The organism is [Flexibacter] sp. ATCC 35208 (assembly GCF_001975825.1).
Lineage (GTDB): Bacteria > Bacteroidota > Bacteroidia > Chitinophagales > Chitinophagaceae > Chitinophaga.
Window position 1 is genome coordinate 167,713 of the sequence record NZ_MTKN01000003.1, and the last position, 24,848, is coordinate 192,560.

Consider the following 24,848-nt stretch of genomic DNA (forward strand, 5'->3'; position numbering starts at 1 on the left):
CGATGAAAAATAACGAAAGTTGGGACTGGGAAATTAATGCCAATACAAAATGGTTTGATTGGAACCTCCGCGAAATTGTCAGTTACAAAGATCTCTTGTTCCGGTTTGTAAGGCGTAACCTGATTGCAAGTTATCAGCAGACGGTATTGGGACCTTTTTGGGTATTTATTCAACCGGCACTGACTACCCTGGTTTACTATATCATCTTTGGAAAGGTGGTAAAGATTTCTACGGGAGGTATTCCGCCCGTACTATTTTATTTGTCCGGGATTCTCTTCTGGAGTTTCTTTTCCGATTGTTTGAATGGGACGATGTATACTTTTTTGCAAAATGCCAATATTTTCAATAAGGTATATTTCCCACGATTGGTAGTGCCTGTTAGCAATGTACTTTCACATAGTATCAGGATAGGTATTCAATTGTTACTTTTTATTGCCATCTACATCTATCATTTTGCCACGATGGGAATACATGGTAATTACTACATATTGCTCACTCCATTCCTGTTGCTGTTGACCGCAGGATTCGGTCTGGGAGCCGGCCTGATTATCAGCGTTTTTACCGCGAGATACAGGGACCTGGATTATGCACTTCAGTTTATACTCAGGCTATTTATGTTTGCCACACCGGTGGTGTACCCGGCATCAATTGTTCCGGCCCGATACCAGTTATTGTTTTGGTTAAATCCGCTCACTGTCATCACAGAAACATTCAGGGCAGCTTATTTTTCGAATGAACCTGTTCATTACCGCTGGTTGGCACTTTGCATTGTAGAAGTACTATTTTTATTAGTGGTGGGCATTACGCTGTTTAAGAAAAAGGAACTTAAAATAATGGACGTTGTATGATAGCTATAAAGGTTGAAAACATCTCCAAATTATACCGTCTTGGTAATCCAGGTTCTGGCCGGCTTCGGGAGGATATTCGCTTTTGGCTAAAGCGACAGAATGCTGATAAATATTTACTATGGGCGCTGAAAGATATCAACTTTGAAATCAACCAGGGAGAAGTCATGGGGTTCATTGGTAACAATGGTGCGGGAAAATCCACCCTGTTAAAAATCATTTCTTCTATAACTACACCTACTACGGGCAGCATATCTGGCAGGGGTACTATTGCCAGTCTGCTTGAAGTAGGGTCAGGATTTCATGGAGATCTGACCGGACGTGAAAATATTTTTCTCAATGGCAATATTCTGGGAATGAAAAGTTCCGAGATAAAAAGGTGTTTCGATGAGATCATTGCATTTTCTGGTGTAGAGGAATTAATTGATACACCTGTCAAGCATTATTCAAGTGGCATGTATATGCGACTGGCATTTGCGATAGCCGCACATTTAAATCCTGAAATTCTGATTGTAGATGAGGTACTGGCTGTGGGAGATGTAGAATTCCAGCGCAAATGCCTGGGGAAAATGAAAGAAATTTCAGACAGAAAAGGAAAGACGGTTTTGTTTGTAAGTCACAATACGCAGGCGTTGCAAAACCTGTGTGATCGGGTCATCACCTTACATAAAGGGCATATCATTGATTCAGGCAAGCCGGAGACTGTGATTGCCAATTACCTGAAAAGTACAGACAACAATTACCTGGAACAAAGGTATGATACGCCAGAATCAGCGCCTGGCAATGATTATATCCGAATCAAAAAAATAGCCATTGAATATGATACGGATATTTTCGATATCCGTACACCATTTACTACCAGGTTTGAATTTTGGTATAGCGATCCCGATCCGGGTAGTCTGATTGTTGGCATTCATTTATTTAACATGGCCGGTGAATGCATTTTTGATGTGGCATCCAAAGGATCAGATCTGCGTGCAGGGCTTATAACGGGGGAATGTAATATACCGGGTAATTTCCTAAACAATGGCGCTTACTATTTATCCATTGTTTTTGTAAAAGACACGACGCAGCGGATATTTTATTTTGAAGGTTGTCTTTCATTCAATGTGGAAGATTTCAGGGAGAATACCGCCTGGTTTGGGAAATGGATGGGGTATGTTCGTCCTGCGTTTCCGGTGATTTTAAAGCAGCAGCATGTACTATAAAATACACCATATACAATTATCCGCAGTAGATAGTTTTTCTGTAGAGAAAGGCCGGCATTATGTTGTGGTATGGTCAGGAGAAGTACCATTGGGGCATGTATGGGTTACTTCGCCGGAGGACATTACTGTCAAAATACGGGCTGCTATACAACCTGCACAGACACATTACAGCGAATGTGGTTCATCACTTGCATTTACGGATCAGGCAGTAAGATTATCTGTTGTGATTTGTACCCGTCACCGGCCACAGTCATTGTATAAGTGCCTGCAATCATTATTATCTGGTCCCGATACTGATTTTGAATTGATTGTGGTGGATAATGCGCCGGAGAATGATGAGACATTGCTGGTAGCAAAACAGTTTACCCAGGTGCGATATGTTCGTGAAGACAGGAAGGGGCTTGATATAGCACGTAATACAGGTGCCAGAACAGCTACAGGAGATATTATAGCTTATACTGATGATGATGTCCTCATTCCGCAAAACTGGATCACCAATCTAAAGGCATGTTTTACAGATCCTTTGATCATGGCAGTGACAGGGCTTGTGATACCCGCCTCCCTGGATACAAGGGCGCAGTATACATTTGAAAGAAAGTGGGGGTTTAATAAAGGGTATCTGCCCAAGCGGTTTAATCACCGGTATTTTCTTGATCACCTTGAGTATGGTGTGCCGGCATGGGATATCGGCGCGGGAGCTAATATGGCCTTTCGGAAAGAAGCATTCCAGGTGGCGGGGGTATTTGATGAAAGGCTGGATGTAGGAGCTTCGGGGTGTAGTGGTGATTCGGAAATGTGGCACCGCATACTGGCCGAAGGGTGGGATTGTTATTATGTACCGGAGTTGTTTGTATATCATGAACATCGTTCTACTGAAGAAGGGTTGCGAAAACAACTGTTCGGTTATATGCGTGGGCATGTCAGTGCACTGCTTGTGCAATATGAAAATTACCAGCATCCGGGAGAATTAAAGCGACTACGGAAAGGGTTACCCCGATACTACCTGCAGCGATTAATACAATGGATAAAAGGGAACAAGGAGGAGTATATCAGGCATATTATCACTGAGATCAGGGGGTGTAAATCTGGTATTCGATTTTATAAAGCACATCAACACCTGCGGCGGCAGGATATTCAGACATTTCCCTTATGGCTGTTGGAACCGGTTTCAGCAGCGTGGAACCTTGTTTCTGTAATTATTCCCTGTTACAACCATGGGCATTATCTCAGACCAGCCATTGAGAGTGCGCTGGGCCAAACATGGCCCAATATGGAAGTTATAGTAGTGGATGATGGTTCCAGCGATGATACGGCGGCGATTTGTAAAGAATATGGAGACCGGGTGAAATACATCTATGTAGAACGTGTTGGTTTATCAGCAGCACGGAATATAGGCGTACAATTTAGTAAGGGGGAATTCCTGATCTTCCTCGATGCAGATGATTATTTATATCCAGGCGCTGCTGAGGTAAACCTTTTCTATTTCAGGTACTACCCACAGTTAGCTTTTGTATCCGGTGCACATGACAGGGTTGATGCAAACGGGGAATTCATAGCGGAAGTATATAATAGCGGAACCGGGTACCTCTCTTTATTGCAGGGGAACTACATAGGTATGGAAGGTTGCATTCTATACAGGAGGGACCTGTTCTTTCATTTTCATTTTGACACAAAACTGAAGGCATGTGAAGATTATGACCTCAACCTGAAAATAGCAAGGCTGCTACCTACTTTTCATCATAAAGAAAGAATAGCTGCTTACCGGATTCATGGTCAGAATATGTCGGACAACAGGAAAATGATGTTGCAATTCGTGAAGGAGGTATTAAAAAGGCAAATACCCCTGTTATCAAATGAAGAGGAGCGATTGGCGTTACAATCCGGACAACAAAACTGGAATGCATATTATGAATAGCAGGATTCCCGATCAACCACCTATTATAGCGCCGCTTTCACCGGAGGTACACAGACCATTATGGTCTGTGATGATCCCAACTTACAATTGTAGCCACTACCTGGAGGCTACTTTAAAAAGTGTGCTGGAACAGGACCTGGGGCCGGCGCTGATGCAGATTGAGGTGGTGGATGATTGTAGTACAGATGGGGATATTGCAGCACTGGTAGCATCGATTGGCAAGGGTCGGGTATCGTTTTACCAACAACCGGAGAACCGTGGGAGCCTGCGTAATTTTGAAACATGCCTTAATCGTGCAAAGGGGCATTTTGTGCACTTATTACACGGAGATGACTTATCAGGGCAGGGTATTTATCAGCAGGCCACGCAGTTATTTGAACAATATCCTGATGCCGGGGCCATTTGCACGGGTTTTTCATACATCAATGAGCAGGGAGCTGAAATTAATAAAAGTAACGTCCTGAAGACGGAGACAGGGGTTATACAGGATTGGCTATTGCAGATAGCTACAGGGCAAAAAATGCAGCCACCAGCAGTATTGGTCAGAAGAAAGGTCTATGAACAATTAGGTGGTTTTTTCGGCATTCATTATGGCGAGGACTGGGAAATGTGGGTAAGGATTGCCGCGCATTACCCGGTGGTTTATACGCCAGAGCGGCTGGCCTATTACAGAGTACATACATCCAATATCACCAGCAGGTATTTCCTGTCCTGTCAGCATATTCTTGATATTTCGAAAGCCATTCACCTGATACAACCTTATCTTCCTGCTACAGAACGTTCCCGTTTAAAACGGCAGGCCCAATATAACTGGTCATTATATTTTGCACGAACTACTGATATGACCTATCATAAATACAATGCACCCCTACAAGCGCTTAACCAGGCTGGCAAAGCATTTAAGATGCACCCGAACAAGGTAACGCTCTATTTTTTATGTAAAATTTTATTGAAAATAATGCTTCGATACAAGCAATGAATTTAGTATTTTGTTGTTATGAAATTGCTGACAGAAGCTGAATTAATCTGGTCTCCCATTGTGGCGAATAACAAGATGAATCGTAAGCGGGTGGCGATTGGAGTGAATAGTTATGAAAAGGAATTATTTTTCAATCCGTCGAAGTACCTCGATGATTGCCTGGCGCAACGGGGTGAGGTGAAATGGCTGGATTTATGTTGTGGGGAGGGTAATGCATTGATTCAATATGCGAAAGGATTAGCGCAGCAATCAGGGGTGCAATTGAAAGGGATTGACCTGGTGGATTTGTTCCAGGAAATACCTCCTTTTATTGGTTGCCTGGAATTTGAGGTACGATCTTTAGTGAATTGGGTTCCTTCGGAGAAATATGATCTGATTACCTGTGTACATGGTATTCATTATATAGGCGATAAATTGAAGGTGTTAGTGAGGGCAATAGCAACGTTGCAACCATGGGGCTTGTTTGTGGCCAATCTTGATCTGAATAATATACAGGGGGTGGATGTAAAGAAATTATTTGCTTTGTATGGGATTGAGTATAATAAAAGAAGGAAGCTCCTGACATGTACCGGCCCCCGACATATTGATATCACCTGGACCTATGTGGGTGCTGATGACCAGACCGGGCCAAATTATACAGGTCAGGAAGCAGTGACCTCTTTTTATCGTTAGTTTACTTTCTTAATACTTAATACGATCCTTATTTTTTCGCCTTCATTATCGGCAGTTTTCTTCACTACAAAGTACCATTTCTTATCAGGCACATCTACTAAAAAGATATCTCCTTTTTTGTGGACACGTACAGCATCTTCAAATGGTTTTACCATCATACCGGCAGTAAATGGACCGGTATCTCCGTCCTTTTGATTGGGATCCATGTTGTATTTAGCATTCAGCTCTTCGAAAGATTTACCGGCGGCGTATTGCTGTTGTATCAACGTGCGGAGGCTGTCTATCTCTTTATGCTTTAATACTGCACCATCCAGGTGGATATAGCTGGCCCGGAAGGTGTAATTCCCTGTATCAGCTACTACCCTGTAATAACGTCCTTCAATTGTGGCAGTATCTCCTACATTCAGACTAAACAGCTTTTTATCCAAGGCATTTGTATCCTTTGAAGAGTTCAATGGAGTCGCGGTGATAAAGGAATATTTATCAGCCAGCTTGTAAGCATCTTCAATCGTAACAGCCTGGTCAAGAATGACTTCCTGGGAGCGGTAGTCGGCTGACTGACCGCAGGCTGCGAATATCAATAAAAACAGACTAGCGTATATGTATTTCATAGCGCTCAAGATAAAAAATAATTAGGTATTTGCCACGAGGATGAGTTCTGAATTGGAGAGGGACAGACCGTCATTTCTTTCCTGAAAATATTCCTTTGTAAGGTCGTCACCGGATACCACTTTAGCATATTTAAACCCTGCTTTGTGAGCAAGATCCAACATCTGCTCTTCTTTTAGAAGCTGTAAAGATTGGGAATGAGCGTTCTTTTTGATTACGCCAATCGGAAATAAAATTTACTCAGTAATGAATTTTTTCTCTTTCCACAGATCAAGGGTTTCAGGTTTTACCCCGCATTCCAGGAGGATTTCCTCTAAATCTTCGCGGCCACCTTCTACGGTCCAGTCTACAGCATAAGCTGCAAAGTCAGTGGTGGTTTTGATTCTCCCTAATAGTTTGGTTTCGGTTAGGATAGCAGCGGTTCTTCTGAGGGCTATCCGGCCAATATCCCAGTTATCCTGTTCTTCCATTAGTTGTTCCATTTGGGCGAAATAGTCTTCGAATGAGGTGATATCTAATGGAGAGGAATCGTCATATTTGTCATGAAAGAAAACTTCTCCCCCATTTTCGAGTCTTTGTTCAACTTCCTGTTGAGATTGAGAAACCAGGAGGGGGAAATAGTTATCAGCATAGTGGTAATTTATTTCCAGGAGGGCCAGTGGTGACGTAGTTTCATGATGCGTCAGAGAACTAACGATGGATTGGGCCATAGCCTGGGCGAGTTTTTCGATCAGCGCGTCCTGGGACAGGTTTTCCCTGTTCCGGCTGTAGGTCAGACGGTTACTGCCTCCTTCATGGAAGGTCCTGATCTTATCCAGCTGATTATCGGTATAGGAGTATTCATCGTAGGAAGAATACTTTCCCAGCCCGGGGGCGACATTGTTGCTTACGGAGCGGGTGATCCTGCCATCGGCATCGTACTCAAATGTGGTCGTGATCAGGAAAAAGAAGAGGTCATTTTCTTTATATTCTTTAATTAACTCTTCCCTGGATTGGCTCGGTTTGTAAATGGTTCCTTTACCGTTTATACCCAAACGTTGTGAGGTGATCTTACGGCCATTTTCAAATGTAATCCTTGTAAGCGCGGAGGGCACGCCTGTGTTGATATTAAATTCTATGTACTCCGCGAGGTTATTGGTATATTTATAATAACCTTCCCATAAGGTTTTGATTGCTTCATTGCCAAAGGTCATGTAGCAAGGTACCCCCTGGTCATTGAAGCCGTATTCGTAGTCGTCTTTTCCCTTTGATAAGGCTCCATTTGAGGGGAAGGAGTGCTGGTCATATTTTTCGAGGTTATAACGGGTGCCGGGGGCGTATAGTGTTGTTTTAACCTGTGCTTTGAAAGCAGGGAGGTGTTGAATGTCGTCAAAGGCTTTTTCCCAACGGCTGATGAGGTTATCTATTAAATTGTCCATTGAATAAAATTAAAGAATAAATATGTTATGCGATTTTTTTTTGCAGGCGTATTTGGATGGGGAGCGACAGCAGGTGGAGGCTTCCAAGTATAGGCATTATTTTAAATTAAAGAAAGAGGAAGGTTGTCCGGATAGTGTGGTAGCATTTGCACAGGCAAGGTGTGAGGAGTATACACCGCATGATGTATTTGTGATGGATATCTGTTTGTGTGGGGATGAGTATTTTATTGTGGAGTATGGGGGGATGAATGCGGCAGGGTTTTATAAGGCGAGGATTGGAGATATTGTGAAGGGGGTATCAGCGTATTTTGTAGGAAGCTGAAATTTTTATACTTATGAAATTTGTTGTAGTTTTTCTGGCATTGGCTCTGCTGGCCATACCAGCATGTTTTCCGGATTTCGGCCCCGGTACTTTTACAGAGCGTTCAAGAACATACTCACCAGACAGCACCAAATTCTTATTAAACTACGCCTATGAACAGGGAGCATGGGATGGTGGCCGATCCTACTTTATCGCAATTTTGAAGTCTACAGACTCGGTTAAAAGTAATGCAGATAAATTCAAATTCTTCAGTTACGACGTAGATGATGTCTATTGGCAAGGTAGCGATACGGTTATTGTTGCTGAGAAATTTACTGAATTTATAAGCAGGGGTAAATCCCAATTTAAGGATAGCATAATTCCTATGAATGGCGTTATCGTGAAAGTTGTGCACAAGGATCCTATTGATACATCTTACGAGCGGAAAGTATTTTATAGAGAAACATCACCAAGTCAAAAGTATGATTTGATTGTGTATAGATATGTTAAGCCTGGTAATGGTTATTATTTTCTGAATATTTCGGTTATTCATAAGCATGATAGCATTCCGAAATACGGAAACTTTTATGTGTCCCGGTTTGATTTTGATTGTTTTAATGATATTAGGTGGATGAAGGGAGATACGCTGGATATTAAGGTTTCGAGGTCGTGCTTTTATTCATTTGAAGATTACCTTGTAAAGAACCGGAGAGATACGGGGATTAGGTATAAGGTTCAGGTGAATGATACTATTAGGGGGAATATTACTTATTGAATGTTTAATAGAATTTTAAAAGGCTTTCAGACATCCTGCCTGAAATATTATTGATATCCAAACTTACCATCTCTGTATTTGCCATATTTCAATATTGTAAATACCATCAAGAGTACTAAAAGTGGTGACAGTATAAGACTAATCAACATTATTGGAACTATCAACCCAGTCGTTAATAAAATCAAATGAACTACGAGGTAGATAGTCACTATCCAGATTGAAAAAGTTGGGCTCTTTGCTCCGTTTGGGGTGGCCAAAACCTCCGTATTAGACAATATCCACAATTCGCATTCTATCAGTATATTTTTAATTTTAAACTGCCCCCAATCAGGAACAGCTTCTGCTACTGCAGCATTCTTATGCTTTGTTTCTATAGATTGAAGAAATTTTACTCTTGCAGTGACATTACTAAAATCAATACAGGATTATCATGTGTGAAGCTCTTATTATTCCTAATGTCATTAAAGGCATTATAGAACATTCTCTTACAAACGACTCATCTTCCTTGGCAGAATAATCACAACTACACCTCCAGGTTGTTGGAGAAGTATTCTCATCATTATATGTCCAGGTAAATGCTTGAACTTTACAATTGGTAGAAATTTGTAGTGCCATAGAACAAGGTTTAAAGCTCTCTGAATCCCAGGGCAATACAACAAATAAGTAACGCAATGCCAATCACAAGAAAAGGCCAGTTGCCACCCGCACCTTGCATTAGCAAAATACGTTAAGTACTAGTAAATGCAGCCCTATTACAATCAGAGTATACTCTTTGGTAAAATCACATGAACCTCCTCCTGCTCTGGCTGTAATGCGTAATATATCTCTGATAAGGAATACGAAAATCAGGACAATAACAGGTAATATCAGCAGTATAGTTTTACAAAGAAGGATCGAGTTCATAGACATGAAAGATAATAAGATGATGGCTTTACTAGCTGAACTGTTGCTTTAGCATATTCATAGATCTGCTTAAAAAAGCCTTAGCTATTCACCCACAATATTGCTCGAAATCCGCCTTTAGGTTTTCATGATCTCTTATTACCCATCTTTTGAAAGCCGTAAAGCTTGATGCAGGACGCAAATGTCTAATAATCTTTTGTTTTATTTCCTCTTTTTCCTCAGCCGAATATGTTTCATCATAATAGTCAAATAACAAATCCTGAAAAGTCCTTATCTCTTTAAGTAAAAGATTTCGAACATTTGCGGCTTCAATAGATTTTAAGGTAGTAGTTCCATTGTAAACTGCATCTAAAAGCGTAACTGAGTTATTAACACGATCGGTGTTCTCAAGGGCCCGGAATTCAGCCTTTTCTTTTGGGTATGGGTTAATATGATATCTTATTTTTTTATCTACTTCGTCTGTCTCCTGAGTGACATCTAGAATATCATCAAATATGGGTTTGGCTAGTTTTATGTTATTGCAATGCCCACAAGCAAAAAAGAGATTATTCCAATCAAACATCACATCCCGATAATTTCTATGTGGTCGAAAATGTTCAACGTTTATTGTTGTAGGCTCTCTTTGCTCACATATATAGCATTTATTATAGAAATCATTCCTTATTGCATGAAGAACTCCGTCACATCTGTAACTCCCAGTAGCTTTTGCTTTCTCAATTGCTAAGCAAGGTGGGGCAGGTTGAGATTTAGAAGCAAAAATCATTTGTTCTTATTAAGTGTTCTTAACTGAATTTGTTGAATTTTAACCGCTAATTCATCTGCTAAGAATTTGGGAACATCATCAATATATTTCCTTAATTCCCGTAGTTGATCTCTTTCCTTTTCATCTAACTCTTCTTTAGAACTTAGATATTCAAACTCAGCAATCTTCTTCTTTAAAATTGATGAATATTTATCTGCTTCAAAATAACTCTCAATTAAAGTATCATAGGAATAACCAGATAAATCATCCGTGACAATCCTCTTTTCAAGATCGCAAATAACTGCGTTTTCTATTGAGCTTATAACAAATGGGGAATGTGTTGTAATGATAAACTGTAGTTTTGGAAAAAATGTAGTTAGAAATGGAAGTACCTTTTTCTGTAATTCAATATGAAGATGAGTCTCAATTTCATCTATAAGCACAATTCCTTCTACATCATAACTTTTTGCACCAGAACTCTCCATTCTTAATAATAATTCTGTTATAATACTTAAAACCGCAGAATAACCATCAGAAAGTTGGTTTAAATTATATGGTTCCTTACCTGTTTCAAGTACATTAAAATTATAGTTCTTTCTATCAAACGACAATTTAAGTTGGGGATCACTAAATAATTCAGCGAGGTTTCTTTCAAAGTTTGCAAACCATGAGTCAACCTCTCTCACAACATCCGTTTCATTCTCATCCCTAGCGAATGATCTGTCTGCTTTTAAGTTTACAATGTATTGAATAAAATCAGCTCCAACATGCTCTCGGGGATTATAATTCCGCTTAAATTTAATTTTGTTAATACCACTTGGTACATTAAATTTTGAGTTACGCTTTGAGTCAAATGACGCAACTATAAATTTCCCTGAATTGAAATTTGATAAAATTTCATTAAAATGATTAAAGCTTATTGACACGCCTGTTAAAGCCTTGATTTCTTTATTAACAGCTTCTATTTCCGTAGTGTAAGAACTCATACTTTCTGGAGTATGATTCTTTATTACTTCATTTTTTTCATAAATAAGATAATCTCTTCGCCTTATAACATTAGCTAAAAAGCTAATATTGCTTTCTTGTATAACTGCAGAAAGATATTTTTGTAATTCGACAAGTAGAGAAGTTTTACCACTTCCGTTTCGTCCAGTGATGATTAAATGCTTTCTTTCATCAGACGAAATGGGTATTTCGAGTTCTTTTGTATTCCGAACTTCATTTATGCTGATAGATGAAATGAATATGTCATTCATAAATTTACCATCAAAGTATAGATGAATATAAAAAAGAAAAGGCTTTCAAGCAAATTACCTGAAAACCTTTTTAATTCGTAGCGAGAAAGGGAGTTGAACCCTTGACCTCAGGGTTATGAATCCTGCGCTCTAACCGCCTGAGCTACCTCGCCAAATCCTCGTCTTGTTCAAAACGGGAGTGCAAAGATAATCGCTAAATTGATAAAAGCCAAGAGGTATTTATATTTTTTTTTAATACGCTAATAATTCCTTCACCGCAGCCTTCACCTTTTGCGGATTTGGCAACATTTCATTCTCCAACGCCAGATTGATAGGCACTGCTGGCAAATCCAAAGCACCAAGCGTGAAAATCGGCGCATCCAGCGAGCGAAAGCAGTGCTGTTGAATACGACCCGCTAAGGCCTGTGCAAAGGAATTATTCAGTTGTTCTTCAGTGAGCACAAGACATTTTCCATGGCGGGAAACAGATGAATAGACCAGCTCTTCATCCAGCGGGAATAATGTACGCAGATCAATCACCTCTACCTGACCAGGGAAGGCCGCAGCGACAGCCATTGCCCAGTATACCCCCATTCCGTAAGTGATGATACAACAAGTATCGCCCTTCTTCACATCTTTTGGATGAGCAGGTACCACTACCCTACCCTTGCCCATTGGCAACTGATAGTCTGCATCTGGTTCAATCATGATCGCCGCCTGTGTACCAGGAACTTTGCTCCAATATAAACCTTTGTGCTCCAGCATAACAACCGGATTGGGATCTAAAAAAGCAGCCTTCATTAGTCCTTTCATATCAGCAGCATTGGATGGATAGACTACTTTAATACCTTTGATGGTAAGCAAAGTAGATTCGATACTACCAGAATGATAAGGCCCTCCACCTCCATAAGCACCAATAGGTATACGGATCAGGGTCTGCACCGGGAATTTGCCATAGCTAAGGTAACAGGATTTCGAAATCTCCGTCACCAGCTGATTAAATCCAGGATAGATATAATCGGCAAACTGAATTTCTACAATAGGCTTGACACCCACAGCTGATAAACCAGCAGTAGCACCAACGATATAAGCTTCCTGTATAGCTGTGTTGTATACCCTGTGGTCACCGAATTTTTCCGCAAGGGCAGCTGCTTCGCGGAATACGCCACCCAAACGGCGTCCTACATCCTGACCAAAAAAGATGGCTTCAGGATAGTCCCGCAGGATTTCTTCTACCGCATGCAAAGCAGCATCCACCATCATCACCTTCGTACCATTTGCAGGAGTACGATTCCCCTTTTCACTTGTAACTGCAGCAGGTGCAAATACATGATCCTTCACTGTGCGGGGATCCGGATCCTGTGCTATCCGCGCCTTATCAAATTCTGCTTCTATATATTCCTGTGTTTCTCTTTCAATGGTTAACAGGTCCTTCTCCGGAATACCGGAGGATATTAATAATGCTTTTAGTTTGGGTAAGGGATCCTTTTCTCCATGAAAGGATAGGTCTTCATCTGTTCTGTACCATTCCTTGCGTACACCGGAGGTATGGTGCCCTAACAATGGCACACAGGCATGTACCAATACAGGTTTCCTTTCTTTGCGTACATAACTGATTGCAGCCTCCATGCCATGATAACTCTCTTCAAAATCACTTCCATCCACCCGTATTCGTTTCAGGCCTTTAAATCCCGCAGCATATTCATATGCATCCATTACACGGGTTTCTGCAGATGAAGCAGAAATACCCCATTCATTGTCCTGTACCAGGTAAATAACTGGTAACTCCCACAGAATAGCACTCTGCCATGCTTCACTGACTTCACCTTCCGTGACACTGCCATCACCGAGAGAGCAAAGAACTACCGGTAATTCTCCATGGGGGCCGGTAGGCAGAGAGTCAGATAAATTTCTTTCCAGATAACGGATACCCTGTGCCATGCCTGTAGCCGGAATGACCTGCATGCCGGTAGCACTGCTCTGGTGAGGGATTAAGGGGCGATTGGGTACCCGGCTGGCTGGATGACTATAATACGATCGACCGCCGGAGAAAGGGTCATCTCCCTTTGCAAGGAGTTGTAACATCAGCTCAAGGGGAGTAAAACCCATGGCCAGCATCATACTGTCATCCCGATAGTAAGGACTGGCATAATCCCAGGGTTGTAACTGCAATCCAGCTGCTATCTGAATAGCTTCATGCCCACGGGACGTGGAATGTACATATTTGCAAACGGAGCGATTCGCTTCATACGTGGCGGCCATTTGGGAAGCCTGACACATCAGCCGGAAGGCTTTCAGCCACAGGCCTTGCTTATTAGCAATCCCTGCTTTTATAGTTGGGGTGATTGTATTATCTTTAAACACTTTATATCCTGTTTGGATGTTTATAAGATTAAATAGTTGCTAATGCAACTATTGCTAATGCAATTTAAATAATTATGCCTAATACTTTCGTAACGAATCCATCTTTTTTTAAGTTGGATGCCACCCTTAAAAGAATCCGTAACTACTGGCAAAAGACTTTTGATATTCATAAGGTGGACATTACTGTTGACCAGTGGCTGCTGATAGAAAACCTGTATAAGCACAAAAAGATTACGCATAACGAACTCGCTAAGCTGACATCGAAGGATATTACCACCGTTTCCCGTATTATTGAATTACTGGTTAAGAAAGAACTGGTGCTTAGGGAAGGATCTCCCCAGGACCGCAGGAAGGTGTTTTTACAGCTCACTGTTAAAGGCGCAGATAAGTATAAGGAAGCAAGACCTTTAGTGCTGGAAATGCGTAAAACGGGCTGGAATCATCTTACAGAAGACGATTTTCAGGAGCTGACGAGGATATTGGATGTGATTTATAATAATGTGCCGGATGAGGTTACTTTGACGAAGCAGGTGTCAGAAGATAAGTAATTTAAAGGACACCGGAATTCAGAGGATGATCGATTACACCCAAAAGAAGCCTGGAAAAAAGTAATATAAAGGACTCTCCAAAGTTCTGGATAGTGATAGATAACCTCAAACAAGTGATTTCAAGAACTAACGAGAAATTCTATCAAAGTTGTTCAAACAAATCAAAATAAAAACCGGCCTGCTCAGTGGATGAGCAGGCCGGTTCATTTATAATCATCAAAACTTATTTCACTACAAACTCCAGCAAACTGTCATTTTCAATAAACGCTTCCAGCGTATCCCCTATCTCTACAGGACCTACCCCAGCCGGCGTACCTGTAAATACCAGATCCCCGATATTCAGCGTAAAGAATTTAGAAATATAAGCCACCAGAAAATCAAATGAAAACAACAGGTCTTTCGTATTCCCCTGCTGCACCAGTTCTTTATTTTTATACAAACAGAAATTAATATCTTTTTTATCCAGCTCAGGGGTAATGGGGATAAACTGCCCTACCACAGCCGAATTATCAAACGCCTTTGCAATCTCCCACGGTAATCCTTTCTGCTTTTGCTTATCCTGCAGATCACGGGCAGTGAAATCAATACCAATCCCAATCTGGTCATAGTATTTATCTGCAAATTTTTCCTGAATATGCTTTCCGTTTTTGCATATTCTCAGCACCAGTTCACATTCATAATGGAGGTTGTCGGTAAACTCTGGATAGTAAAATGGATGGTTGTTCTGCAGCAATGCATTCTTAGGCTTCATGAAAATCACAGGTTCTGTCGGTACCTCATTTTTCAATTCCTTTGCATGATCGGCATAGTTTCTTCCAACGCATATAATTTTCATGACGGTTAATCTTTAATTAAGGTTAAATGAATGGATTTATAAATTTAGTTTCCAGGTGAATATTTAAGGTTATTATACTTGTTCATCGTGCGTTCCAAACCTATAGATACAAATCCTTCAATGATTTCCACGCATTTTTCCAATTTCCACTGCACTATTACCATTTCATCTTTAGGCCATTTGCCCAATACAAAATCAACCTGTCTGCCTTTAGGATAGTCATTACCAATACCGAATCTCAACCGTGGATACTGATTTGTACCCAGTAGCTCCTGTATATTCTTAAGCCCGTTTTGTCCCGCATCACTACCACCAGGGCGGATACGCAGCACTTCTACCGGCAGGGCCAGATCGTCTACCAGCACAAAAATATTTTCCAATGGCACTTTCTCCTTGTCCATCCAGTATTTTACGGCTTTGCCACTCAGGTTCATGTAGGTGGTAGGCTTTATTACAATAAGGGTACGCCCTTTCCATTTCACTTCTGCCACATCCGCCAGGCGTTCGCTTTTGTAGGTAGCTCCGTGCTTTGCAACAAAGGTATCTGCGATATCGAATCCAATATTATGGCGGGTATGCTCATATTCTGCGCCTATATTCCCAAGCCCTACTATCAGGTATTTCATCTGTCGACTAATTTAATAAACACGAACTCGTGGCGCCATCCACCATATATACGGAAGTTTTGCAAACCACGGCGTAAAAATAGAAAAAGTCCCATCCCGGACGAACCAGGACGGGACTTTTTGGAAAAATATCTATAAAGAAAATTATTTCTTCTTGGCGTCTTTTTCGTTAGCAGCCTCTTCCTGACGTAACTGACGGGTCATTACTACGGAAGCGATAGGAATACGAGGAGAGTTAGTGATCTCGATGTTTTCAGCTACTACGTCTTCTACGCGGATGTTACCATTCAGGTCCAGGTTATCGATGTTTACTTCGATATTCTCACGCAGGTACTTAGGCAGCGCCTTAACTTTCAGTGCCTTGATCTTTACAACCAGTTTACCACCGGCTTTAACACCTTCGGACTGACCTACGATCTTGATTGGCAGGCTTACCGCTACTGGCTTATCTTCAACCAGTTCCAGGAAGTCGATGTGTGACAGCTCGTCAGTTACGGTATCGAACTGCAGATCTTTCAGTACACATCTGTAAGTTTTAGCACCTAATTTGATTTCAGCGAGCTGAAATTCAGAAGTGTAAACAAGCGTTTTGAAAGCAACAGCCGGAGCAGAAAAGCTCACGGTTTCAGCACCCCCGTAAATAACACAAGGCACTTGTCCCTCAGAACGTACCTGGCGGGTGGCTTTTTTGCCATATTCGCTTCTGAGTTGTCCTTCGATTGTTATCGTTTTCATTGATTAAACATTTATAATTGTTATAAATAAGCTTGTTGCTACTAGCGGCGGTGGCTATGCACGAACAGGTTTGTGATAGACTTGTTCTCATGCATGTTCCTGATGGCTACTGCAAAGAGATCAGCAACACTGATCACCTTGATCTTTGAAGATTGCTGTTTCAATGGAATGGTATCGCAGATAACGAACTCTTCCAATACAGAATTCTCAATGTTTTCGTAAGCCTTTCCGCTAAGCACAGGGTGTGTACAAAATGCACGAACACTCTTTGCTCCCTTTTCTATCAGTAGGTTAGCTGCTTTGGTAAGGGTACCTGCAGTATCGCAGATGTCATCGATCAGCACGATGTCCTTGTCTTTTACATCACCTATTACAACCATGGAAGCGATCTCATTCGCACGTTTACGGTGCTTATCGCAGATCACCATTTCCGCGTTGAAGTAGGCTGCTACTTCCCTTACCCTGTTAGTGCTTCCCACATCAGGGGACGCAAAGGTAAGATTTTCCAGCTTCAAATTCTCAATGTACGGTATGAAAATTGCCGAACTATCCAGGTGGTCTACCGGGATATCGAAGAATCCCTGGATCTGAGGAGCATGCAAATCCATGGTAATCACCCTGTTAGCGCCTGCCGACGTGAGCAGATTCGCTACCAGCTTAGAGGCGATGGCTACCCTTGGTTTGTCCTTTCTGTCCTGCCGGGCGAAGCCAAAATACGGAATTACTGCGGTGATATAACCGGCAGAAGCCCTTTTGGCTGCGTCGATCATCATTAATAACTCCATCAGGTTGTCCGATGGAGAATTAGTGCTCTGCACGAGAAAAACATAATCACCGCGGATACTTTCCATATAAATCGGCTGGAATTCTCCGTCACTGAACTTCTGAATTGTCAATTTGCCTAACCCGTTGCCGTAGCGGCTGGCGATTTTCTCTGCCAGCGCGGGATTGCTGTTCCCTGTGAATATTTTTACTGATGGTTGCATGAACTATAAAAAAGAGGTTGCAAAACTATGATATTTGGAGTATGAATTTTTTTATTTTTTGGTGACTACAGGGCCATACACACGACTTTGCTTTATTTCGAATAAGTAAAACTCTTATTATTAAGAAGTTACCTATTCTTTGCTGTGGATTGTAGTGCTAATTTAAAAAAAATTGAAAGCCCGGGGGAAAAGATGTAACTTTTGGTAAAGCATAGAAAGAATGGATACCATTGATTCGTTAGCCGGGCATGTGTCAATCAAAGATTGGCACACAGATGACCAACCAAGACACAAGTTAATCATAAAAGGGACAGGAACATTGAGTGATGCAGAATTGCTCGCTTTATTATTAAATACAGGCCATAAGCACAAATCCGCATTGTTGCTGGCACAGGAAATACTTCACAAATCATCCAATAATTTACAGGAATTAGGGAAGCTAAATGTCAATCAACTGAAGAAACTGAGGGGTATTGGCGAAGCTAAAGCAGCCAGAATAATAGCTGCTTTGGAGCTCGGGCGCCGAAGGCAGGCCGGATTCATACTGCCAAAAACCAAAATCAGAAACGGGCAGGAAGCGGCTTTATATTTTAAACCTATTCTGGGAGATTGCTCCAATGAGCGGGTACATGTACTGTATTTAAATTTTGCGAATACGGTGATCAAGGATTGTTGTGTGAGCATTGGAGGTATTTCTTCTGCACCTGCCGATGTGAGAGTGATTCTGAGAGAGGCACTGGAACTGGGAGCTACCTCTATTATTCTTTGCCATAACCATCCTTCAGGCAATCTGAGTCCCAGTCAGGCCGATATTCTTTTTACACGAAAGGTCGTACAGGCTGCCAGCATTTTGGATATAATGGTGCTGGATCATATCATCGTATCACAGGCAGGGTACTACAGCCTGAATGAAGAAGGCCTGATGGATGAAGAAAAAAAGCAACCAGTAAGGAGCAGGCTAATCAGAGAAAACAACTCTCCATTGGGCTTCTCCGGAATGAGGATTGCCATGGTATAATTGCAACATTCACATATATAATATAACATTTGGATATAACACCGTCTTTTCCTTACATTCGCAATTATTTTATTTTCAAAGAATAATATGCTCAAAATAGGAATCTTTGGTGTGGGGCACCTGGGTAAGATCCATCTTTCTCAATGGGCCACCATAAAAGACGTAGAAGTAGTCGGCTTTTTTGATCCAAGTGATAGCAATGCCGCCAGTGTAGCACAGCAATACCAGATTCCGAGATTCTCGACCGCGGAAGAACTGATACAGGCTTCTGATGCCATCGATATCATCGCTCCTACCACCCAGCACTTCAAGTTATGTGAAAGCGCTATCCGCAACGGAAAACACATTTTCGTGGAAAAACCGATGACTAATACCATGGAAGAAGCTAAAACACTGGTAAAACTGGTGGAAGAAGCTAATATCAAATTCCAGGTAGGTCATGTGGAACGTTTCAACCCGGCTTTCCTTGCACTGAAAGGACATGCACTCAACCCCATGTTCATCGAAGTACATCGCCTGGCTGAATTTAATCCACGTGGTACCGACGTAAGCGTAATTTTGGACCTGATGATCCATGATATCGACATAGTGCTCAGTATCGTAAAGTCTACCGTGAACCGTATCTCTGCCAGTGGCGTCGCTGTGATGAGCGATACACCTGATATAGCCAACGTTCGCATTGAATTCCATAACGGCTGTGTAGCCAACCTGACATCCAGCCGTATCTCTCTGAAAAAGATGCGCAAAATGCGCCTCTTCCAGAAAGATGCTTACATCGGCATCGACTTCCTGGACAAGAAGACTGAAATCATCAAGCTGAAAACACCAGAAGATGAAGGATTATTCACATTGGATATAGATACCAACAGCGGTAAAAAAACCATCGCTATCGATAATCCTGAAATCAAACAGGTGAACGCGATCAGAATGGAGCTGGAACTGTTCAGAGATGCTATCCTCCTGAATAAACCTGTACCGGTGAATGCAATTGATGGTCTGCAGGCTATGGAAGTAGCACATCAGATCCTTGCTAAAATCAATAAGGGATTATCTTCAGAAGCTTAATTTCTTGTACCTAATAAGGCCTCCGCGATCGTCAGATCCAGCGGACGGGTGATCTTTATATTCGCTTCGTCGCCGGGTACTAACTGTACCTGGCGGCCCTGGCGCTCTACTACCGTTGCTTCATCTGTGAATAACGGATCAAAAGGTTGCTCAAATGCGGGTAGTATCCACTCCGAGAGGAATGTCTGCGGGGTCTGTATAATCTTATATTGCTCCCTGTCTACCGCCCTGTTACCATCCCCTACCAACTCGCGGATACTATCTTTCATTTCAATCACAGGAATGGCACTCCCCTGCGCTACTACTCCTTCATAACAACGGTGAATTAATGCGCTGCTAACCAGCGGCCTTACACCATCGTGTACAAAAATCACTGCCGGTTCCTGCACCATCTTCAACCCGTTGAGTACAGAATTGAAACGGGTTTCTCCACCTTTCACCAACATCACCTGCTTAAAATCGCCTATCCATTCGGCCACATAACTGAAATGGGCCTCCGGCAATACCAATACGATTTCCATATCAGCATATGCCTGCACAAAAGCATTGACGGTATGCCATAATACCGGCTTTCCGGCCAGTTCCAAAAACTGTTTCGGAACGGCACTCCCCATGCGGGTACCGGAACCTCCGGCTACAATGATGGCTACTTTCTTTCGTTGTTCCACGAGCTGAAATTAAATTGCGAATGATTCTGCCTAAGCAGCACCATTCGCAATAAATAATTGAGAATCTGTTTCGTTTATTAGAGGATCAGCATAGCATCGCCATAGCTGAAGAAACGGTATTTCTCCTTGATAGCCTGTTGGTAAGCTTCCATCACCAGGTCATAACCTGCAAACGCACACACCATGATCAGCAGACTTGTCTTAGGCAGGTGGAAGTTAGTTACCAAAGCATTAGGGATAGCGAAATCATAAGGAGGATGAATGAATGTGTTAGTCCATCCTTCTGCTGCTTTCAGCATGTTCTGCGCAGTCACGGAAGATTCTACAGCCCTTACAGTTGTAGTACCGATCGCACATACTTTACGATTTTCTTCTTTCGCCTTGTTCACAATCTTCACAGCGTATTCATCAATGTTGAAATACTCTGCATCCATCTTGTGCTTGCTCAGATCTTCTACTTCGATAGGACGGAAAGTACCTAAACCAGTGTGAAGAGTTACCTCTGCAAACTTAATACCTTTGATCTCAAGACGCTTGATCAGCTCACGGCTGAAGTGCAAACCAGCAGTTGGCGCAGCTACTGCACCTTCGTACTTGGCATACACAGTCTGATAACGCTCCTTGTCCTCATCTTCAGGTTTACGCTTGATGTACTTAGGCAGTGGCGTTTCACCCAGGGTGTCCAGCACTTGCTTAAACTCTTCATCATTACCTTCGAACAGGAAACGGATTGTACGGCCACGGGAAGTAGTGTTGTCAATTACTTCCGCTACCAGCGACTCATCATCTCCAAAATACAACTTGTTACCAACCCTGATCTTACGGGCAGGATCCACAATCACATCCCACAAACGATTCTGCTTGTTCAGTTCGCGCAACAGGAATACTTCAATCTTGGCACCTGTTTTCTCTTTACGGCCATAAAGACGGGCAGGGAACACTTTCGTGTTGTTTACCATCATTACATCCTTGTCATTGAAATAATTCAGGATATCCTTGAATACCTTGTGCTCGATTTTGCCGGTGGCACGATTTACCACCATCAAACGTGCTTCATCTCTTGTCTTGGAAGGGTGCTGTGCGATCAGATTTAAAGGAAGATCAAACCTAAACTGTGATAGTTTCATATTACGGTATGAATAAATTTAAAGGTTGCAAAGGTATTGATAATATACCATCTATCAAAAAATGATTATTTGCTATTTATAAAACAATTAATTACGCATAAATGTTTTTAGGAATAGAACTAATGAGCTGCTTTGTATATGCACTCTGTGGATGTTCATAGACCTGATCGGCCAAGCCGGCTTCCTCTATCCTCCCCTTGTTCATGACAATCATTCTGTCACTGATAAAACGCACTACCGATAGATCGTGCGATATGAATATATACGTAAATCCAAACTCTTCCCGTAAGCGCATCAGCAGATTCAATACCTGCGCCTGTATACTTACGTCCAGGGCGGCAACCGACTCATCGCAAATGATAAATGAAGGTTGTAACGCCAACGCACGGGCGATGACTATCCGCTGCCGCTGCCCACCCGAAAACTCATGTGGATAACGGTAATAATGCTCCGGCAACAGATTTACTTTATCCAGCAATTCCTGTACCTTTTCTTTACGCTGACGATCATTAGCATATAATCCGTGTACCTGCAACGGTTCCAGAATGGCCTGACCTACGGTCAGACGTGGATTCAGGGACGAGTAAGGATCCTGAAATATGATTTGCAGCTCTTTTCGGAGGTCCCGCATCTCTGAAGCCGGCAACTGGCAAAGGTCTTTCCCTTTATATAATATGCTTCCGCCAGTGGGAGGCGTGAGTCGTAGCAAGGTACGACCAAGGGTCGTCTTTCCACATCCTGACTCCCCTACCAACCCCATTGTTTCACCTTCTTTGACTGTAAAACTCACCCCATTCACGGCTTTGGTCCAGCTCAGGACCTTTCCGAATATATTGCGGGAGGCAGGAAACCAGGTATGCAGGTCCTTTACCTCCAACAATGGAGGTTGCTGTGCAATGTACTGTTCTCTGAGAATTATCTTTTCAGCAGGAATTTCGAGGCTTTGTACCAGCGATTGTACGGCCTGGCCTTTTTCCTGAATCTGACCGGCAGTGTCCACTTCCATAAAGTCGTGGGTCACCGGCAGTCTGTATAATCTTTTATCCAGTGGAGGGCGGCAGGCCAGCAGGCCCTTGGTATAAGGATGTTGTGGATGTGTGAATATCTCCTGTACACTGCCCTGCTCTACAATCTGCCCTTTGTACATCACCGCGACCCTGTCAGCGATTTCTGCAATCACACCCAGGTCATGGGTGATAAACACCACGCTCATACCTGTTTGCTGTTGCAGTTCCTTTAACAGGGCGAGAATAGTCTTTTGTACGGTAACGTCCAGGGCTGTAGTCGGTTCATCAGCTATCAGCAGGCGGGGTTGACAGCTGATGGCCATGGCAATCATGACTCGTTGTTTTTGACCGCCGGACAACTGATGTGGATAACGGTGCAGGATCTTCTCCGGATCTGGTAGGCGCACCTGCCTGAATAAAGCTAATGTCTGCTCCCTCGCCTCACTGGCAGAGACTTTCTTATGCAGACGGAGCACTTCCATAACCTGTGCACCACAGGTATGTAACGGGTTCAGTGCCGTCATCGGCTCCTGAAAGATCATTGCGATTTCATTGCCTCTCCATTTGCGCATCTCACTTTCGGAGAGATCGGGAAGATTAACAGGGGGCTTTTCCGGGTCAACCTGGTACAATAAACTACCAGCTGAAATAAGTCCAGGGGACTGAATGAGCCGCATCAGGGCCAGCGACGTCACAGACTTTCCGGAGCCGGATTCTCCGACTATTCCCATAATCTCCCCTTTTCTGACATCCAGAGAAATATCCTTCACCGCCTGATGGCCGGCGAAGGAAACGGTTAGATTCCGGATGGAAAGTAATGTTTGTTGCGTTGTGGCAGATGTGAGCATGAGTCCTTTATACTGCTCATATTACGAAATAATACGCAAAATTCTTACTGCTTACGAACTTAGAATCGTAGATGCTTCACTGTCTGGTGACTATTGATCAGCGCTTTCAGCGAGTCAATACCGATCTTGAGGTGATTGTTCACATAATCAGAAGTCACTTTCTTATCAGATTCTTCTGTCTTCACTCCTTCCGGAACCATAGGTTGGTCAGAAACCAGTAATAATGCACCGGTAGGGATCTTATTGTAGAAACCTACTGAAAAGATGGTGGCTGTTTCCATATCCACGGCCATTGCCCTGATCTTTTCCAGGTAGCGTTTGAATTCCACATCATGTTCCCATACACGGCGGTTGGTGCTGTAGCAGGTACCTGTCCAGTAGTCGCAGCCATATTCACGGATGGTGGTGGAAATTGCCTTTTGAAGGGCAAATGAGGGCAGTGCAGGAACTTCGGGCGGGAAGTAGTCATTGGAGGTACCTTCACCTCTGATAGCTGCAATAGGCAGGATCAGGTCTCCAACATTATTCTTTTTCTTCAGACCACCGCATTTGCCAAGGAATAATACTGCATTGGGTGAAATAGCTGTCAGCAGGTCCATGATGGTAGCGGCACCAGGGCTTCCCATACCAAAATTGATGATGGTAATGTCATTTGCAGTGGCACATTGCATTGCTTTGCCATTGCCAACGATCTTGACATTGTTCCATTCTGCAAATAAATTAAGGTAATTACTAAAGTTGGTGAGGAGGATGTGGGAGCCAAAGTTCGCCAGCTTTTCTCCGGTGTAGCGGGGAAGCCAATTAGCTACTATTTCGTCTTTTGTCTTCATAGCCTTTTGACATGCAAATTTACAAAAAATTCCTGAGAAGACTACCTTTGCCCGATGATTACCATCGAATTTCCCCCTCCTGACTTCAAAATCATCACTGAAAACGCTAAAGACCTGATCTTCGACCGTTTCCGGAAAAAATACGTTGTCCTCACCCCTGAAGAATGGGTACGTCAAAACTTTCTGAATTATCTCGTCGCTACCCTTAAATACCCGGCATCCCTGATAGGCATTGAAAAAGAGATCTACCTGGGAGAGATGAAAAAGCGCTATGACATCGTAGTTTTCAACAAAAATCACCAGCCCTGGATGATCGTGGAGTGCAAGGAGATGGGGATTCCCCTCAGCCAGACTACTTTAGAGCAGATCGTTCGCTATCATATGGTATTGCCCGCTGCCTATCTGGTGATCACCAACGGCATCAATACCTGGTGCTGCGAACATAATGTGCAGGCCGGCGGCTGGGATTTCATTGAAATGCTACCCTCGCACCAATAAAAACATTCATGAAAGAGGGAATTCACCAACGGGGGATGAAAAACATTTTCAGAAAAAAGGACGTACCATTGCTGATACGTCCTTGTGTAAA

25 protein-coding genes and 1 tRNA gene are annotated in these 24,848 nt (G+C 42.6%); 11 read left to right on the forward strand and 15 right to left on the reverse strand.

The window, feature by feature from the left end; genetic code table 11:
- The first annotated feature begins 2 nt into the window (after positions 1-2).
- The 5 genes from BW716_RS03785 to BW716_RS03805 are packed head-to-tail and all read left to right on the forward strand — an operon-like array spanning position 3 to position 5,619.
- Positions 3-848 carry an ABC transporter permease gene (locus BW716_RS03785; protein ID WP_083721119.1) on the forward strand — a complete coding sequence of 282 codons (846 nt, stop codon included), beginning with the start codon at positions 3-5 and terminating at the stop codon, positions 846-848.
- Complete coding sequence (locus BW716_RS03790) at positions 845-2,053, forward strand: ABC transporter ATP-binding protein (protein ID WP_083721122.1); 1,209 nt, start codon at positions 845-847, stop codon at positions 2,051-2,053. The genes BW716_RS03785 and BW716_RS03790 overlap by 4 nt, the downstream gene beginning before the upstream one ends.
- Positions 2,043-3,968 (forward strand): glycosyltransferase family 2 protein, encoded by a 1,926-nt coding sequence (locus tag BW716_RS03795; protein ID WP_083721124.1) that lies wholly within the window; start codon positions 2,043-2,045, stop codon positions 3,966-3,968. The genes BW716_RS03790 and BW716_RS03795 overlap by 11 nt, the downstream gene beginning before the upstream one ends.
- The gene (locus BW716_RS03800) at positions 3,961-4,947 is read left to right on the forward strand and encodes a glycosyltransferase (RefSeq protein WP_083721267.1); all 987 of its coding nucleotides are present in this window, start codon (positions 3,961-3,963) and stop codon (positions 4,945-4,947) included. The genes BW716_RS03795 and BW716_RS03800 overlap by 8 nt, the downstream gene beginning before the upstream one ends.
- 18 nt (positions 4,948-4,965) lie before the next feature.
- Positions 4,966-5,619 (forward strand): bifunctional 2-polyprenyl-6-hydroxyphenol methylase/3-demethylubiquinol 3-O-methyltransferase UbiG, encoded by a 654-nt coding sequence (locus BW716_RS03805; RefSeq protein WP_083721126.1) that lies wholly within the window; start codon positions 4,966-4,968, stop codon positions 5,617-5,619.
- Here the strand turns inward: BW716_RS03805 and BW716_RS03810 are convergent.
- The 3 genes from BW716_RS03810 to BW716_RS03815 form a co-directional block, all read right to left on the reverse strand.
- Positions 5,616-6,230, reverse strand: a complete 615-nt coding sequence (locus tag BW716_RS03810) for a peptidylprolyl isomerase (protein WP_083721128.1) — start codon at positions 6,228-6,230, stop codon at positions 5,616-5,618. The genes BW716_RS03805 and BW716_RS03810 overlap by 4 nt on opposite strands.
- Before the next feature lie 21 nt (positions 6,231-6,251).
- Positions 6,252-6,392, reverse strand: a complete 141-nt coding sequence (locus BW716_RS36620) for a hypothetical protein (protein ID WP_179090983.1) — start codon at positions 6,390-6,392, stop codon at positions 6,252-6,254.
- Positions 6,393-6,464: 72 nt separating this feature from the next.
- Entirely contained in the window at positions 6,465-7,646 is a 1,182-nt protein-coding gene (locus tag BW716_RS03815) for a hypothetical protein (RefSeq protein ID WP_083721130.1), read from the reverse strand.
- 22 nt (positions 7,647-7,668) lie between these two features.
- Here BW716_RS03815 and BW716_RS03820 point away from each other — a divergent pair, with 22 nt between their 5' ends.
- Together BW716_RS03820 and BW716_RS03825 are read left to right on the forward strand one after the other, a co-directional pair.
- Positions 7,669-7,968, forward strand: a complete 300-nt coding sequence (locus BW716_RS03820) for a DUF4343 domain-containing protein (protein WP_083721133.1) — start codon at positions 7,669-7,671, stop codon at positions 7,966-7,968.
- Between the two features lie 13 nt (positions 7,969-7,981).
- Positions 7,982-8,722, forward strand: a complete 741-nt coding sequence (locus BW716_RS03825) for a hypothetical protein (RefSeq protein WP_083721135.1) — start codon at positions 7,982-7,984, stop codon at positions 8,720-8,722.
- A gap of 991 nt (positions 8,723-9,713) precedes the next feature.
- On the opposite strand, the gene BW716_RS03830 is transcribed toward BW716_RS03825, so the two are convergent.
- From BW716_RS03830 to BW716_RS03845, 4 genes are all read right to left on the reverse strand, one after another.
- The gene (locus BW716_RS03830) at positions 9,714-10,388 is read right to left on the reverse strand and encodes a hypothetical protein (RefSeq protein WP_143708709.1); all 675 of its coding nucleotides are present in this window, start codon (positions 10,386-10,388) and stop codon (positions 9,714-9,716) included.
- Complete coding sequence (locus BW716_RS03835; protein ID WP_083721139.1) at positions 10,385-11,623, reverse strand: AAA family ATPase; 1,239 nt, start codon at positions 11,621-11,623, stop codon at positions 10,385-10,387. The genes BW716_RS03830 and BW716_RS03835 overlap by 4 nt, the downstream gene beginning before the upstream one ends.
- Positions 11,624-11,701: 78 nt before the next feature.
- Positions 11,702-11,775: transfer RNA gene (locus tag BW716_RS03840), tRNA-Met, on the reverse strand.
- Positions 11,776-11,854: 79 nt separating this feature from the next.
- Positions 11,855-13,966, reverse strand: coding sequence for a thiamine pyrophosphate-dependent enzyme (locus tag BW716_RS03845; protein ID WP_235643455.1), 2,112 nt, complete (start codon positions 13,964-13,966; stop codon positions 11,855-11,857).
- A gap of 74 nt (positions 13,967-14,040) precedes the next feature.
- Here BW716_RS03845 and BW716_RS03850 point away from each other — a divergent pair, with 74 nt between their 5' ends.
- Positions 14,041-14,514 (forward strand): MarR family winged helix-turn-helix transcriptional regulator, encoded by a 474-nt coding sequence (locus BW716_RS03850; RefSeq protein WP_083721141.1) that lies wholly within the window; start codon positions 14,041-14,043, stop codon positions 14,512-14,514.
- A gap of 223 nt (positions 14,515-14,737) precedes the next feature.
- On the opposite strand, the gene BW716_RS03855 is transcribed toward BW716_RS03850, so the two are convergent.
- From BW716_RS03855 to BW716_RS03870, 4 genes are all read right to left on the reverse strand, one after another.
- A complete protein-coding gene (locus tag BW716_RS03855; RefSeq protein ID WP_083721143.1) occupies positions 14,738-15,349 on the reverse strand; it encodes a fumarylacetoacetate hydrolase family protein in 612 nt (203 codons plus the stop codon).
- 44 nt (positions 15,350-15,393) lie between these two features.
- Positions 15,394-15,975, reverse strand: a complete 582-nt coding sequence (gene pth, locus BW716_RS03860) for an aminoacyl-tRNA hydrolase (RefSeq protein WP_083721146.1) — start codon at positions 15,973-15,975, stop codon at positions 15,394-15,396.
- A gap of 144 nt (positions 15,976-16,119) precedes the next feature.
- The gene (locus BW716_RS03865) at positions 16,120-16,710 is read right to left on the reverse strand and encodes a 50S ribosomal protein L25 (RefSeq protein WP_083721148.1); all 591 of its coding nucleotides are present in this window, start codon (positions 16,708-16,710) and stop codon (positions 16,120-16,122) included.
- Between the two features lie 41 nt (positions 16,711-16,751).
- Positions 16,752-17,696 (reverse strand): ribose-phosphate pyrophosphokinase, encoded by a 945-nt coding sequence (locus tag BW716_RS03870; RefSeq protein ID WP_072360476.1) that lies wholly within the window; start codon positions 17,694-17,696, stop codon positions 16,752-16,754.
- Between the two features lie 220 nt (positions 17,697-17,916).
- Between BW716_RS03870 and radC the strand changes: the two genes are divergently transcribed.
- Positions 17,917-18,714, forward strand: a complete 798-nt coding sequence (radC, locus tag BW716_RS03875) for a DNA repair protein RadC (RefSeq protein WP_083721150.1) — start codon at positions 17,917-17,919, stop codon at positions 18,712-18,714.
- A gap of 87 nt (positions 18,715-18,801) precedes the next feature.
- Positions 18,802-19,779, forward strand: coding sequence for a Gfo/Idh/MocA family protein (locus BW716_RS03880; protein WP_083721152.1), 978 nt, complete (start codon positions 18,802-18,804; stop codon positions 19,777-19,779).
- Here the strand turns inward: BW716_RS03880 and BW716_RS03885 are convergent.
- The 4 genes from BW716_RS03885 to BW716_RS03900 form a co-directional block, all read right to left on the reverse strand.
- Entirely contained in the window at positions 19,776-20,447 is a 672-nt protein-coding gene (locus BW716_RS03885; RefSeq protein ID WP_083721154.1) for a 2-C-methyl-D-erythritol 4-phosphate cytidylyltransferase, read from the reverse strand. The genes BW716_RS03880 and BW716_RS03885 overlap by 4 nt on opposite strands.
- Positions 20,448-20,524: 77 nt before the next feature.
- A complete protein-coding gene (queA, locus tag BW716_RS03890; RefSeq protein WP_083721156.1) occupies positions 20,525-21,574 on the reverse strand; it encodes a tRNA preQ1(34) S-adenosylmethionine ribosyltransferase-isomerase QueA in 1,050 nt (349 codons plus the stop codon).
- A gap of 91 nt (positions 21,575-21,665) precedes the next feature.
- The gene (locus BW716_RS03895) at positions 21,666-23,429 is read right to left on the reverse strand and encodes an ABC transporter ATP-binding protein (RefSeq protein WP_083721158.1); all 1,764 of its coding nucleotides are present in this window, start codon (positions 23,427-23,429) and stop codon (positions 21,666-21,668) included.
- Positions 23,430-23,488: 59 nt separating this feature from the next.
- Entirely contained in the window at positions 23,489-24,259 is a 771-nt protein-coding gene (locus BW716_RS03900; protein WP_083721160.1) for an AMP nucleosidase, read from the reverse strand.
- 54 nt (positions 24,260-24,313) lie between these two features.
- Between BW716_RS03900 and BW716_RS03905 the strand changes: the two genes are divergently transcribed.
- On the forward strand, positions 24,314-24,757 hold the full coding sequence (locus BW716_RS03905) for a type I restriction enzyme HsdR N-terminal domain-containing protein (RefSeq protein ID WP_083721162.1): 444 nt from the start codon (positions 24,314-24,316) through the stop codon (positions 24,755-24,757).
- The last annotated feature ends 91 nt before the right edge of the window (positions 24,758-24,848 follow it).

Coding starts and splice junctions, on each gene's coding strand:
- BW716_RS03895 (WP_083721158.1), bottom strand. CDS start 23,429: ATGCTCACATCTGCCACAACGCAACAAACATTACTTTCCATCCGGAAT.
- BW716_RS03870 (WP_072360476.1), bottom strand. CDS start 17,696: ATGCAACCATCAGTAAAAATATTCACAGGGAACAGCAATCCCGCGCTG.
- BW716_RS03880 (WP_083721152.1), top strand. CDS start 18,802: ATGCTCAAAATAGGAATCTTTGGTGTGGGGCACCTGGGTAAGATCCAT.
- BW716_RS03805 (WP_083721126.1), top strand. CDS start 4,966: ATGAAATTGCTGACAGAAGCTGAATTAATCTGGTCTCCCATTGTGGCG.
- BW716_RS03900 (WP_083721160.1), bottom strand. CDS start 24,259: ATGAAGACAAAAGACGAAATAGTAGCTAATTGGCTTCCCCGCTACACC.
- BW716_RS03820 (WP_083721133.1), top strand. CDS start 7,669: ATGTTATGCGATTTTTTTTTGCAGGCGTATTTGGATGGGGAGCGACAG.
- queA (WP_083721156.1), bottom strand. CDS start 21,574: ATGAAACTATCACAGTTTAGGTTTGATCTTCCTTTAAATCTGATCGCA.
- BW716_RS03865 (WP_083721148.1), bottom strand. CDS start 16,710: ATGAAAACGATAACAATCGAAGGACAACTCAGAAGCGAATATGGCAAA.
- BW716_RS03795 (WP_083721124.1), top strand. CDS start 2,043: ATGTACTATAAAATACACCATATACAATTATCCGCAGTAGATAGTTTT.
- BW716_RS03830 (WP_143708709.1), bottom strand. CDS start 10,388: ATGATTTTTGCTTCTAAATCTCAACCTGCCCCACCTTGCTTAGCAATT.
- BW716_RS03785 (WP_083721119.1), top strand. CDS start 3: ATGAAAAATAACGAAAGTTGGGACTGGGAAATTAATGCCAATACAAAA.
- BW716_RS03835 (WP_083721139.1), bottom strand. CDS start 11,623: ATGAATGACATATTCATTTCATCTATCAGCATAAATGAAGTTCGGAAT.
- BW716_RS03825 (WP_083721135.1), top strand. CDS start 7,982: ATGAAATTTGTTGTAGTTTTTCTGGCATTGGCTCTGCTGGCCATACCA.
- BW716_RS03800 (WP_083721267.1), top strand. CDS start 3,961: ATGAATAGCAGGATTCCCGATCAACCACCTATTATAGCGCCGCTTTCA.
- BW716_RS36620 (WP_179090983.1), bottom strand. CDS start 6,392: ATGTTGGATCTTGCTCACAAAGCAGGGTTTAAATATGCTAAAGTGGTA.
- BW716_RS03855 (WP_083721143.1), bottom strand. CDS start 15,349: ATGAAAATTATATGCGTTGGAAGAAACTATGCCGATCATGCAAAGGAA.
- BW716_RS03905 (WP_083721162.1), top strand. CDS start 24,314: ATGATTACCATCGAATTTCCCCCTCCTGACTTCAAAATCATCACTGAA.
- pth (WP_083721146.1), bottom strand. CDS start 15,975: ATGAAATACCTGATAGTAGGGCTTGGGAATATAGGCGCAGAATATGAG.
- BW716_RS03790 (WP_083721122.1), top strand. CDS start 845: ATGATAGCTATAAAGGTTGAAAACATCTCCAAATTATACCGTCTTGGT.
- BW716_RS03815 (WP_083721130.1), bottom strand. CDS start 7,646: ATGGACAATTTAATAGATAACCTCATCAGCCGTTGGGAAAAAGCCTTT.
- BW716_RS03850 (WP_083721141.1), top strand. CDS start 14,041: ATGCCTAATACTTTCGTAACGAATCCATCTTTTTTTAAGTTGGATGCC.
- BW716_RS03810 (WP_083721128.1), bottom strand. CDS start 6,230: ATGAAATACATATACGCTAGTCTGTTTTTATTGATATTCGCAGCCTGC.
- radC (WP_083721150.1), top strand. CDS start 17,917: ATGGATACCATTGATTCGTTAGCCGGGCATGTGTCAATCAAAGATTGG.